We start from the raw sequence: 12460 nt of genomic DNA, 5'->3' as shown, positions 1-12460 counted from the left end.
GCCCGGCGCCGGACGATCTTCCCGGGCGCCGGCCGCGGCCGTCAGCGCCCCCCGCCCGTCCCGCCCGGCCCCGAATCCCCGCCGCCCGGCGCCGAGTTGCCGCCGGAGCGCAGCAGCAGCCGCTCCCCCGCCGCATCGGAGATCTCCGCCACCGCTCCGTACAGGAGCCCCGCCTTGCGCACCGTCGCGCCGCTCGGCGTCTCACAGACGCCCGGCGCATCGCCCGCCGGCACCTCGCAGTTCACCTGGACCGTCCGGCCGTCCGGCCGCAGCAGCGTCAACACGGCGCGCAGGTCTTCACCCGTCGTGTTGCGGTAGTACGTGCGCCCCCAGGTCCGCCCGTTCTCGGCGAGGACGCAGGTCTGGGCCGTGACGCCCTGCGGGGCGGTGAGTTCGGGGCCGCAGTGGGTGGTGCGGGCGCCGGAGAGGAGCGGGAGGCCGAGGTCGGCGAGCGGGTCGGCGGGGCCCCGGGGCGCACCGGCCCGCCGGGCGGTCTTGGCATGCCCTGCCCCGGTATCGGCCGATGCGGCCTTCCCGGCGGGCCGTTCCGCGGAGGCGCCCGGTGCGTCCGAGGTGAGGAACGTATCCACCGGGCCCGCCGTCGCGGCGGCCAGAGGAACGACGAGGGCGAGCACGGCGGTGCCGGCGAGCCCGGTGAGGCGGAGAATCCGCGCACGCTGCATGGGACCCACTTGCGAGAGATACGAGGGATGCGGTGAACGCACAGGACGGCGAGGCAGGTGAAGAAAGTGAAGAAAATGCCGTCGGCACTGCCGGACGGTGCGCCGAACCTATCGGGCCGCGGGGGTGGCACCAGGTGCCCGCACACCCATTTTCCGTAGTCGGCCGGGCCCCTCACACCCGTACGGATGAATCGGATCCGCCCGCCTTCCGGCCACCCGGCGTCCCCGTACGACCTCCGCTCAGTACGCGAGCCGGCTGCCGCCGTCCGGCGTGCCGGTGCTCGCCATGACCAGCGCGTCGACGATCGTGGCCACCTTCGGCAGCCAGGGCGCGGCCGGGGTGGCGGCCGGCGGGCGCTCCCAGCGGACCTTCCCGGCGCCGGTCGGAGAGGGCGGGAGCACCAGATAGCCGCCCTCGCCGTGGAAGCGCAGCGAGCTGGGCACCCAGTCCTGGGAGTGCAGCAGCTCGCCCAACTCCGGTAGCCCGTACGGCGATACGAGCAGTGACCAGCGGGTGGGGGTGGCCACCACGGGGCCGGTGCGCACGCCGAAGTGGTCCAGGGCGGCCAGCGCGCGGGCCCCGGCGACGGCCGGGAGGCTGACCGCGCACGGCGCGCGGCCCCCGGTGGCGAGGACGATCGGGGCATCCGGGCGGTTGGCCCACCACCACCGCACCATCCGGGCATCGGTGGTGGCCGCCAGCAGGCCGGGGTCGAAGGGGTGCGCGCCGGGCACCGCGCAGTCCGGGTCGGGGCAGCTGCACCGGCGGGCGGCCCGCTCGCCGAGGCCGAGCCGGGCGCCGCCCGACGGGCGGCCGGCGGGCCGGAGCCCCACACCCGGGAGTACGGGCCATTGCCACTCGGTGGCGCAGTGGAGCGCCGCGCCGAGCAGCGCCGACCTGCCGCTGCGCCGGAACAGGGGCTTGCGTCGCCTTCCGAGGATCTCGCGCATGAGCGCTCGTTCCTTTCCGTAAACGCCGAGGGCTGGTCCATCGCACTGCATGCCGGTGCCTGGGCACCGTTGCGCATGCCGTTCACATGCCGTTGTGCTGCTTCAGGCCGGTACGTCGTCGTGCTGCGGCCTGGGTCGTGCGGTTCGGTCGGCCGACCTGGTTGTGCGACCCGGAGGTCGTTCGCGCATCGATCACCACACGTGGATCTCTGGTCACCCCGTGTACGAGGCAGCGCATCACGCCGTACGCCGAGCGTGGAACGTGGCGGGGGGTGGCGCGCGCATGGCGCTTGCGCTTCCTGAGTGCCATCCCGCCACCAGGGAGTGCGTCGCGGTCGTCGCCGTATAGGACGCCGGTGCCCGCCGGAGAGTTCCGGTGCGGCCCCAACTGGCCCGGCACCTCTCCGAGTACGTACCCGCCACGGTGGATATGACGCGCTGTTGATCGCCGTCAGTCGACCTCAAATTGACGCTCGGGGGGCTGTTTTCAGGCCAATCTACAGACCTCGTTGACACCACAAACCCCATCGGGACAATGCTGGACATCACATCACCGGTGCGTGTACATGTGGAGGCATTGATAGCGGAGCAGCATGACATGGGGGTTTGCGATGCTATTGAGGAAATTGAGCGGCCAAACGTACCGCACAACATCACTCAACGAATTGCCGCACTCCCTACGAATCTGCGGCCTGACCTGGGGTTTCGTCTGGCACGACGTGGGTTGTCGGCCATGAGCGCCCCACACGTACCGAAAGTGGCTGGAATCGAACCAGCTCTCCCCGCTCCCGCGCACACTAGCGACCCGCGCGCGACGAACAACCCTGCTGACACCTCTGCCGACAGCTCTTCTGACAGCCCGTCCGACGCCTCCGCGCACACCCCCCGGGACGGCTCCCCCGACCTCTCCTCCGTCGACCGGATCGCCGCCGTACAGGACCGACTGGCCGGTTGGATCTCCGACCTCAGCACCCTGCACGACCTCACCGAACAGCTCGCCCGCACCCGCACCTTGGAGGACGCCCTCCACGAACTCCTGCGGGCCGGCGCCGCGCTCGTCGGCGCGCGCCGCGGACTGGTCGTGCTGGCGCCGGCCGACGGGCTCGGCCCCGAAACCACCGTCGGCCTCGGCCTGGGCCACGCCGAGATCGGCCACATCGAGACCGTGCCGCGCCGCGCGCTGTCGTACGCGCGGATACTGGACGGCCTCCCCGAGCCCGGCGACGACACCGGGCCGGGCGCGTGTACCGAGATCGCCGAACCGGACATCCCCGGCGAGAAGGACCTCGACCCCCGCCTCCGCGAGGTCGCCGCGCGCCTCGGATACGCCGCCAGTTACGCCGTATCGCTCACCGCCGACCCCGTCGGCCGGACCGGCGCCGCGGTCTGGCTCTACGACGAGCCCGCCGAGCCCAGCGAACGCCAGCGCCATCTCGTCGGCCTCTACCGCACCCACGCCTCCGAGCACCTCGCCCGGCTCCTGGAGCTCCACCGCAGCCGGCGGGCCGCCCGCACGCTGCGCGCGGAGCTGCTGCCCAGCCGGCTGCCGCGGATCCCGGGCGTGCGGCTGGCGGTGCGGCACGGCACCGGGCCGCGCGGCGGCGGCGACTGGTACGACGCGCTGCCGCTGCCGGACGGCGCGCTGGGCCTGGCCGTCGGCTCGGTCACCGGGTCCGGGCCGAGCGCGGTGGCCGCCATGGGACGGCTGCGGGCGTCGCTGCGCGCCTACGCCGTCATGGAGGGCGAGGACCCGGTCGCGGTGCTCTCCGATCTCGAACTGCTGATGCGGCTGACCGAGCCCGCCCGCAGCGCCACCGCGCTGTTCGCCTTCAGCGAGCCGCCGGGCGCGGCGCCCGCGGCCGTGCTGCCGGACGGGGTCGACGGTGTCGGGGGGCCCGCCCCTCGCAAGCTGCTGCTGGCCGGGGCCGGGCACTGCCCGCCGGTGATCCTCGGCGATCTGCGGACCGAGTTCGTGGAGACCTCGCTGTCCGCGCCGCTGGGCATGCTGGCCTGCTGGGAGGCGCCCAGCGTGGAGATCGAACCGGCCCCCGGCGAGACCCTGCTCCTCTACAGCGACGGGCTGCTGCACCGCACCGGCGAGCCCATGGACCGCGCCTTCGCCCGGCTGCACTCCGCAGCCGCGGGCGTACCCCGGGCGATCCGGCACGACCCGGAGGCGGTCGTCGACCACATCCTGCGGGTGATGCTGCCCCAGGGGCTGGACGACCCCTCCTCGGAGGAGGATGTGGTGCTGCTCGCGGCACATTTCGAGGAGTAGCGGCCACGCAGCCGGGCATCCCAAGGCCACAATGCCGGAGAAGTCACACCTTCATGCCTCTGGACGGTTTTCCGTACGCACTTACGATGGAATGCGGTTCAGTCTTGAAATCCTTAAAAGGAGGCATGGTGACCGACGAGCTCACGCCGGAGACCCCGGACGAGGAAGAGCAGCCGATCAAGCAGCGCAAGAACGGCCTGTACCCGGGCGTATCGGACGAGCTCGCGGCGAACATGAAAAGCGGCTGGGCCGACACCGAGCTGCGCGACCTACAGCCGATCGAGCAGGCGCCGAACGCCGCCCGCCGCCGCGCGGCGCTGTCCGCCCGCTTCCCCGGCGAGCGCCTGGTGATCCCGGCGGGCAACCTCAAGACCCGCTCCAACGACACCGAGTACGCCTTCCGCGCCTCGACGGAGTACGTCTACCTCACCGGCGACCAGACCGATGACAGCGTCCTCGTCCTGGAGCCCCGCGACGGGGCCGACGGCCACGACGCGACGATCTACCGGCTGCCCCGCTCGAACCGCGAGAACGGCGAGTTCTGGCTGAACGGAATGGGCGAGCTGTGGGTGGGCCGCCGGCACGGCCTGAGCGAGTCCGCGGCGCTGCTGGGCGTCGCCTGCAAGGACGTCCGGGAGCTGACCGGCGCGCTCAAGGAGGCCACCGGCCCGGTCCGCGTCGTCCGCGGCCATGACGCCGGGGTCCAGGAGGCGCTGCGCGACAAGGTGACCGCGGAGCGCGACGAAGAGCTGCGGGTGTATCTCTCCGAAGCACGGGCGGTCAAGGACGAGTTCGAGATCGGCGAGCTCCAGAAGGCCGTGGACTCGACCGTGCGCGGCTTCGAGGACGTCGTCAAGGTCCTGGACAGGGCCGAGGCGACCAGCGAGCGCTACATCGAGGGCACCTTCTTCCTGCGCGCCCGCGTCGAGGGCAACGACATCGGCTACGGCTCCATCTGCGCCGCCGGGCCGCACGCCACCACCCTGCACTGGGTCCGCAACGACGGCGCGGTCCGCTCCGGCGAGCTGCTGCTGCTGGACGCGGGCGTGGAGACCACCACCCTCTACACCGCGGACGTCACCCGCACCCTGCCGATCAACGGCCGGTACACCGACCTCCAGCGCAAGATCTACGACGCGGTGTACGAGGCCCAGGAGGCGGGCATCGCGGCGGTCAAGCCGGGCGCCGCCTACCGCGACTTCCACGACGCGGCGCAGCGGGTGCTCGCCGAGAAGCTGGTCGAGTGGGGCCTGGTCGAGGGACCGGTCGAGCGCGTCCTGGAGCTGGGTCTCCAGCGCCGCTGGACGCTGCACGGCACCGGCCACATGCTCGGCCTGGACGTCCACGACTGCGCCGCGGCCCGTACCGAGGCGTACGTCAACGGCACGCTGGAGCCCGGCATGGTGCTGACCGTCGAGCCGGGTCTGTACTTCCAGGCGGACGACCTGACCGTCCCGGAGGAGTACCGCGGCATCGGCGTCCGGATCGAGGACGACCTCCTGGTGACGGAGGACGGCAACCGCAACCTGTCGGCGGCGCTGCCGCGCCGGTCGGACGAGGTCGAGGCGTGGATGGCCGGGCTGCTCGGCAAGTAGGCCCGTCATGCGGCGCGTAGGGGTGGTGGCCCGCCCCTACGCGCCGTTCTTCGTGCGGTACGCGCCCGCCTGTGCCGCCGCCCAGGTGGCGGTCGCCGCGGACTCCCCGAGGTCGGGGTCCACGGGGTGGCGTTCGATCAGGATCCGGTAGTAGAAGGGTGCGCCGAGGGCCGCCATGACGGCCTTCGGGTCGGTGTCCGCGGGCAGTTCGCCGCGGGCGATGCCGCGCTCCACCATCGCGCCGGCCAGCCCCAGCCGCTCGTCGAAGAAGTCCCGCAGCGCGGTGGCCGCCTGCGGATCGCGGGCCGCGGCGGCGACCACCGCCTCGATCAGGCTGCGCATCCGGGGGTCCCCGTAGAACGCCGCTATCGCGCGGGCCAGTGCGTGCAGGTCGCCGGGGAGGGTGCCGGTGTCCGGCAGCGGGACGCTCCCGCTCAGATCGGTGAGCAGCTCGCAGACCAGTCCCTCGATGCCGCGCCACCGGCGGTAGAGCGTCGCGAGGTGGACCCCCGAGCGCTGGGCGACCCGCTCCATGGTGAGCGTGGCGAAGCCGCCCTCGCCCAACTCCGCGAAGACGGCGTCGAGTACGGCCTGACGGGTACGGGCCGTCCGGCCTCCGGGGCGGGTCTCGCCCGGGGGGTGGTGCGCGGTCGTCACGGCGGCTCCGTTGTGCGGTGCGTAGTGCGGTCCGTAGTGCGGTCCGTAGTGCGGATTGCAGTGCGGGTTCAGGCCAAGTATTGTCCGACAAAGATAAACGCGAGCAAGTTCGCGTTAATCCTGGTGCGCGCTGGTCTCGCTGGAAAAGGGGACGCCGCGGGGGAGGTCCTCCCACCACGAGACCGCGCTGCCCACCAGCTTTCAAGGGCGATTTCCAGCCACTCCCGATGGTCTTCCGGGTTGCTGATGTCCGCCCGGCCTGAGAGGGGCGACCGGCCGCCGCCGCTCAGCGCAGCCCGTGCCGCCGCGCCACCATCCGCTCCACCGCTCCGTCGGACAGCAGCCGGCGGAGCAGGAAGACCACGGGGGCGTTGCTGCCGACCGCGTAGTGCGGCTTCGGGCGGGCGGCCTCGATCGCCTTGAGGACGGTCGCGGCGACGGTGGCGGCGGAGATCCCGTTCGCCTCGTTGGCGTTCAGGGCGGCCAGCATCGTGCGGTAGCCGTCCGCGAACGGCGAGTCGGCGGCGAGGTACTGGGTCCGCCGCTCGCTGATGCCGGTGGCGATCGACCCCGGTTCGACGGTGGTGACGGCCACGCCGTACGGGGCGACCTCGCGGCGGGCGGCGCTCGCGAAGCCCTTGAGGGCGGCCTTGGACGCCACGTACGAGGAGCGGTAGGCGAGCGGGAAGCTGGCCAGCATCGAGCCGACCATGACCACCCTGCCGAAGCCGCGTTCGCGCATGCCGGGCAGCACGAGCTGGCTGAGCCGCACCGCGCCGAAGACGTTCAGCTCGAAGAGCCGCCGCACCGCCTCCATGGGCAGCTCCTCGAAGGGGCCGCTCTGGCTCTCGCCGGCGTTGTTGACCAGTACGTCGACCGGGCCCGCGGCGGCGGCGCACGCCGCGATGGCGGCCTCGTCGGTGAGGTCCAGCGCGAGGTAGGAGACGCCGGGGACGGGCGCGCGGACCGCCGACGGGTCGCGGCTGGTGCCCAGCACGCGGTAGCCGCGGGCGACCAGCGCCGCCGCCACCGCCGCCCCGATTCCGGAGGAGGCGCCCGTCACCAGAGCGGTCCGGCCGGTCGCCGGCGCCCCGGTCACGCCAGGCTCCGGGCGAGCGCGCGCCCGGCCGCCCGGCCGGAGAAGATGCAGCCGCCCAGGAAGGTGCCCTCCAGCGCGTTGTAGCCGTGCACCCCGCCGCCGCCGAATCCGGCGACCTCGCCCGCCGCGTACAGTCCGTCGAAGACCGACCCGTCCGGCCGCACCACCTGCGCATCGAGGGTGGTCTCCAGCCCGCCCAGCGTCTTGCGGGTCAGCAGATGCAGCCGTACCGCGATCAGCGGGCCGTGCGCCGGGTCGAGCAGGCGGTGCGGTTTGGCGACCCGGGTGAGCCGGTCCGGCCAGTACTCCCGCGCGTTGCGCACCGCCATCAGCTGGAGGTCCTTGGAGAAGGCATGCCCCACCGCCCGGTCCCGGGCCACCACCTCCCGCTCAACCCGCGCGAAATCCAGAGGGGTTGAGGGTTCCAGCGCGTTCATCCCGGCGACCAGCTCCCGCAGGGTCCGCCGTACGACGAAGTCCTCGCCCCGGTCGAGGAACGCCTGGACGGGGCCCGGCGCCCCCTTCTTCACCCGCGACAGCGCGAGCTTGAGGTCCTTGCCCGTGATGTCCGGGTTCTGCTCGGACCCCGACAGCGCGAACTCCTTCTCCACGATCGCCCGGGTCAGTACGAACCAGGTGTGGTCGTGCCCGGTGTGCACGATGTGGCGCAGGGTGGCGAGCGTGTCGTGCCCGGGGAAGAGGGGGGCGGGCAGCCGCCGCCCGGTCGCGTCCAGCCACAGCGACGACGGGCCGGGGATGATCCGGATGGCGTGGTCGGGCCAGACCGGGTCCCAGTTCTTGATGCCCTCGGTGTAGTGCCACATCCTGTCGCGGTTGACGACCGAGCCGCCGGCGCCCTCGGTGATCTCCAGCATCCGCCCGTCCACGTAGGCGGGCACCCCGGTGATCATCGACGTGGGGACCGGACCGATCCGGTCCACCGGCCAGTTCTTGCGGACCAGTTCCTGATTGCCGCCGATCCCGCCGGAGGTGACCACCACCGCCTGCGCCCGGAACGCGAACTCGCCCGCCGCCTCCCGCGACGACGCCACCCCGCGCGGCCGGTCCGACGGCACCAGCGTCGTCCCGCGCACCCCGACGGCGGCCCCGTCCTCCACGATCAGCTCGTCGACCCGGTGCCGGTGCCGGAAGACCACCAGCCCGCGCTCGGCCGCCGCCCGCACCGGCTCGGCGAACACCCGGACGACCTCGGGCCCGGTCCCCCAGGTGAGGTGGAAGCGGGGGACGGAGTTGCCGTGTCCGGTCGCGGTGCCCGCCCCGCGCTCGGCCCAGCCGACGGTAGGCGTCACCCGCAGCCCGAGCCGGTACAGATAGTCGCGCTTCTCCCCGGCGGCGAAGTCCACGTAGGCGTGGGCCCATTGGCGCGGCCAGTGGTCCTCGCGCTCGCGGTCGAAGCCCGCCGAGTCCAGCCAGTCGGCCAGCGCCAGCTCCGCGGAGTCCCGGATGCCCACCCGCCGCTGCTCCGGGCTGTCGACCAGGAACAGCCCGCCCAGCGACCAGAACGCCTGGCCGCCCAGGTTGGCCTCGCTCTCCTGGTCGACGACGATCACCCGGCGCCCCGCGCGGGTCAGTTCGTACGTCGCGACCAGGCCGGCGAGCCCGGCTCCTACGACGATGACATCGGCGTCGTCGCTCATGACGGCTCCTCAGGACGGTGACGTGGGTGGTGCGGTGGGCGGTCGGTCGGGCGGTGCGGGGGTGCTGTAGGCGTCCAGCACGTTCAGGAAGAGCGCGGCGCGGCGCTCGTGGACGGCGGCGGCGTCCGGCTCCAGCAGGACCTGGACGGCGGTCCCGTCGTGGACGGCGACCAGGGCATGGCCGAGCGCGGCCGGATCGGCGACCCGGCGGCCGGCCCGCTCCAGCGCGGCCACCACGACGGGCAGCACGGTGTCCTGGATGGCCTGTTCGCGGGCGACCACGACATCGCGGAGGGACGGATTCCGCAGCGCGTGCGCGGTGAACTCCGCCGAGACCCGGTACCAGGCGTCCTCGACGGGTATCGCCGCCAGCGCCGCCTGCACCGCTTCCCGCGGGGGCGCCGACGGGACGTCCGCCAGCGCCGCCCGCAGATCGTCGAGCATGCGCGCCGAACGCTCCTCCCACATGGCGAGGAACAGCTCGTCCAACGAGACGAAGTTGGAGTAGAACGCGCCGCGCGTATAGCCCGCCCGCTCACAGATCTGCTCGACGGTGGACCGCCCGAAGCCGGTCTCGGCGAACACCTCCAGCGCGGCGTCCAGCAGCCGCCGCCGGGTCCGGCCGCGGCGGGCGGTGACGCGCTGCGGGGCGGCGTGCCGCGCGCTCGCCTGCTCAGGGGTTGTCGGCATCGGGCCCGTCCTCGTCCGGCTTTCGATACATGAACGTATCCGATGCACTGATGTATCGACAAGGAGTGGACAGCACCTGTACCGGCTGGCCCGCCCGGCACCCCGGCCGGCACCGGGGCATGGCGAAGGCTCACCCCGCCCGCAGCAGATACGGCCGGGCCTGCGCCGCTCCTGGACTCGACGCCCGACGTCCCGGCGTACATCGTCGGCCGCAACACCGACGTCCTGGCCTGGAACCGCCTCGCGGCAGCATCGATCACCGAATTCGGCGCGCTCCCTCCCCGGCAGCGGAACCTGGCCCGCCTCGTCTTCCTGGACGAGGGGATGCGCAGCCTGTACGCCGACTGGCGCGGCAAGGCCGGTGACGTGGCCGCCTACCTCCGTCTCGACGCCGCACGCCACCCCGACGATCCGCACACGGCGGAGCTGATCGACGAACTCACCGCCGCCGGCCCGGAGTTCCAGGAGCTCCGGTCGGAGCACCGCCTCAAGGACAAGACCCACGGGCGCTACGTCTACCGGCATCCCGTGGTGGGCGCGCTGGACCTCTGCTTCGAGACCCTGCGCCTGCCGGACGACCCGGACCAGACCCTGATCGCCCACACCGCGGAGGAAGGCTCGCCCTCGGACACCGCGCCGCGGTTGCCGGCCGCCTGGGCCGGGGAAGGCGCGCACGTCGGCTGACCCACCGCGCCACGCTGTCGGGGCGGTGCGGTGCGGTGCCCCGTTGTCACGTCAAAGCCCCTGCCGGTCCTGGGCCGTTCGCTGTGCGGCGTGGTCCTGTTGCCATTTTTCGGCTGCCTGGCGCATGGCCCGGCCGACGTGCTCGAAGAACTCGCCGATGTCGTGCAGTCGGGCGCCGGCGGGTGAGGCGGTACCGAGGGTTCGGGCTCCGCCGCGGGCGAAGTCGGCCAGAGCCGCGTTCTGGCGGGCGCTGGCCATCCAGCCGCGGAACCAGGCATCGGCGTCGATCACGTAGCGGTCGCGCCGCCGGCGGGGGTCGCGTTCGCGGCAGATGAGTTCCTGCTGTTCGAGCTGGCCGATGGCCTTGGAGACGGAGGCGGGGCTGACCTGGAGGCGCTGGACGAGTTCGGCGGCGGAGAGGCTGCCGCTGTCGGTGAGGTAGAGGCTGGTGAGCACGCGGGCGGTCATGCGGGGCAGTCCGGTGCCGATCAGGACGGCGGTGAACTGCTCCTCCAGTTCCTGGACGGCGTCCGGGGCGGGCCGCTGCGCGTCGGTGTCCGGCGACGCCTGACGCGCCGGCGCCGGCCGACGCCGGCGGGCGCGGTCCTGGGCGGCCCGATGCGCCCGGTCGGCCTGGTAGCCGTCGGGGCCGCCGTTGCGGCTCACTTCGCGTGTGACGGTGGACAGCGGGCGGCCCAGGCGGCCGGCGATCTCGGTGTAGATGAGCCCTTCGGCCAGTCCTTCGGCGATCTGCTGCCGGTCCTGGTGGGTCAGCCTGCCTCCGGGCACGGGGCGCCTCCTGCTGCTCTGGCCTGTTCGACGGATGCGGGGTCGCTGGACAGTCTTACGTTCACCCTCACTTCATTGCAAGTCGCAGCGAGGAATCCTTGCATTCAGCCATACACTCATTGCAATATTCCGAGAACACACCCTGCTTACAAGGGAATCGAGAGCCATCCAGCGTTGACGAATGCATGAATGCAAGTTAGCGTTCAGCAATACATAAACGCTGACCAAGCGATCGGGGACCCCGGAACGGGCTCTTGATCGCTGCCTGGGATGGGATTCCGATGACGTCCTTGCTCGCCCTCGCGCGCACCTCCTGGCGCACCTGGCACCGCCCCCTGATGGTCTGCTCGGGCCTGATGGCCGGGCTCGTCCTCGTCTGCGGCGCAGGGCTGGCCGTCGACAGCCGGACGCTGCTGGGTGAGCCGGTCTGGTACAAGCCGCTGAAGTTCGGCTTCGCGTTCGGCCTCTACGCCGGAACGCTGGCGTGGCTGCTCGCCGAACTGCACAAGGGAAGGCGCCTGGCCCGGTGGATCGGCACCGTCTTCGCGGTGACCTCGGTCGCCGAGGTCGGCGCCATCACCGTCCAGGCGGCCCGTGGCACCATCAGCCACTTCAATGCCGACCAGACCGATCCGGTCACCACGGCCCTGACCCCGGTCCTCACCTTCGGCGTGATGGTCATCGTGATCGCCCAACTGGTCATCGGCGTCGTCGTGCTGATCCAGCGCACCGGGAGCGCGGCGCTGAACCGGGCGATCCGCGCCGGGATCGGCCTCACGCTCGCCGGGATGCTCATCCCGGTCTACTGGATGGTCACCGAGATCCACCCACGCACCGTCACCGACGCCAACGGCACCCGCATACCGATGTATCAAGGCCACGGCATCGGCGACCCCGACGGCAACGGCATGCCCCTCACCCACTGGAGCGTGACCGGCGGCGACTTCCGTGTCCCGCACTTCTTCGCCCTGCACGGCATCCAGGTGCTGCTGGCACTCGTCGTGGTACTGGGCGCCCTGTCGGCCGACCGGGCATGGCTGCGCAGCGAGCAGGTACAGGCCCGCCTGGTCGGCAGTGCCGCCCTCGGCTACTGCGGGCTCGTCGCCGTGGTGACCTGGCAGGCCGGACGCGGCCAGTCCCTCATCCACCCGGACACCGAGACACTCGCGGCCTTCGCCACGGTGCTGCTGATCACGACCATCGCGATCGCCCGAGTCGTCGTCACCGCCAGGCGCACGGGCACGAAGGACGCGAAGCCCCTGCCGTCGGCTTACCGCTGAACCCCTCGCCGGCCCACCGCTCCGGTCCGGTCCGGACCCGGGGCCCGGAGCGGACCGGCCGAGGCAGATCTCAAACCGCTTGCAGTACAGCCGAGT

General features: G+C 72.4%; 11 protein-coding genes. 4 read left to right on the top strand and 7 right to left on the bottom strand.

Going from position 1 to position 12460, the window contains the following annotated elements; translation table 11 throughout:
- Positions 1–41 precede the first annotated feature (41 nt).
- Both IEZ17_RS33285 and IEZ17_RS33280 read right to left on the bottom strand, forming a co-directional pair.
- Positions 42–683 carry a hypothetical protein gene (locus IEZ17_RS33285; protein WP_189306753.1) on the bottom strand — a complete coding sequence of 214 codons (642 nt, stop codon included), beginning with the start codon at positions 681–683 and terminating at the stop codon, positions 42–44.
- Positions 684–923: 240 nt separating this feature from the next.
- Positions 924–1634: a bifunctional DNA primase/polymerase gene (locus IEZ17_RS33280; protein WP_189306751.1), complete on the bottom strand. Its 711-nt coding sequence runs from the start codon at positions 1632–1634 to the stop codon at positions 924–926.
- A gap of 757 nt (positions 1635–2391) precedes the next feature.
- Here IEZ17_RS33280 and IEZ17_RS33275 point away from each other — a divergent pair.
- Positions 2392–3912 (top strand): PP2C family protein-serine/threonine phosphatase, encoded by a 1521-nt coding sequence (locus IEZ17_RS33275; protein WP_229852871.1) that lies wholly within the window; start codon positions 2392–2394, stop codon positions 3910–3912.
- A gap of 128 nt (positions 3913–4040) precedes the next feature.
- Positions 4041–5507 carry an aminopeptidase P family protein gene (locus tag IEZ17_RS33270; RefSeq protein ID WP_189306747.1) on the top strand — a complete coding sequence of 489 codons (1467 nt, stop codon included), beginning with the start codon at positions 4041–4043 and terminating at the stop codon, positions 5505–5507.
- Between the two features lie 36 nt (positions 5508–5543).
- Here the strand turns inward: IEZ17_RS33270 and IEZ17_RS33265 are convergent, their stop codons facing one another.
- The 4 genes from IEZ17_RS33265 to IEZ17_RS33250 form a co-directional block, all read right to left on the bottom strand.
- Positions 5544–6164, bottom strand: coding sequence for a TetR/AcrR family transcriptional regulator (locus IEZ17_RS33265; protein ID WP_189306745.1), 621 nt, complete (start codon positions 6162–6164; stop codon positions 5544–5546).
- A gap of 286 nt (positions 6165–6450) precedes the next feature.
- Positions 6451–7263, bottom strand: coding sequence for an SDR family oxidoreductase (locus IEZ17_RS33260; RefSeq protein WP_189306743.1), 813 nt, complete (start codon positions 7261–7263; stop codon positions 6451–6453).
- Complete coding sequence (locus IEZ17_RS33255) at positions 7260–8921, bottom strand: FAD-binding dehydrogenase (RefSeq protein ID WP_189306741.1); 1662 nt, start codon at positions 8919–8921, stop codon at positions 7260–7262. The genes IEZ17_RS33260 and IEZ17_RS33255 overlap by 4 nt, the downstream gene beginning before the upstream one ends.
- A 9-nt stretch (positions 8922–8930) precedes the next feature.
- A complete protein-coding gene (locus IEZ17_RS33250) occupies positions 8931–9611 on the bottom strand; it encodes a TetR/AcrR family transcriptional regulator (RefSeq protein ID WP_189306739.1) in 681 nt (226 codons plus the stop codon).
- Between the two features lie 54 nt (positions 9612–9665).
- On the opposite strand from IEZ17_RS33250, the gene IEZ17_RS33245 reads away from it, so the two are divergent.
- Positions 9666–10295 (top strand): MmyB family transcriptional regulator, encoded by a 630-nt coding sequence (locus IEZ17_RS33245; RefSeq protein ID WP_308427738.1) that lies wholly within the window; start codon positions 9666–9668, stop codon positions 10293–10295.
- Between the two features lie 51 nt (positions 10296–10346).
- Here the strand turns inward: IEZ17_RS33245 and IEZ17_RS33240 are convergent, their stop codons facing one another.
- Positions 10347–11084 carry a GbsR/MarR family transcriptional regulator gene (locus IEZ17_RS33240; protein WP_189306737.1) on the bottom strand — a complete coding sequence of 246 codons (738 nt, stop codon included), beginning with the start codon at positions 11082–11084 and terminating at the stop codon, positions 10347–10349.
- 281 nt (positions 11085–11365) lie between these two features.
- Here IEZ17_RS33240 and IEZ17_RS33235 point away from each other — a divergent pair, with 281 nt between their 5' ends.
- A complete protein-coding gene (locus IEZ17_RS33235) occupies positions 11366–12364 on the top strand; it encodes a hypothetical protein (protein WP_189306735.1) in 999 nt (332 codons plus the stop codon).
- Positions 12365–12460 lie beyond the last annotated feature (96 nt).

The sequence above is a fragment of the Streptomyces albospinus genome, assembly GCF_014648695.1.
In the GTDB taxonomy this organism is placed as follows: Bacteria; Actinomycetota; Actinomycetes; order Streptomycetales; family Streptomycetaceae; genus Streptomyces; species Streptomyces albospinus.
Note: the sequence above shows the minus strand (reverse complement) of the source record. Positions and strands in the feature narration are given on the sequence as shown.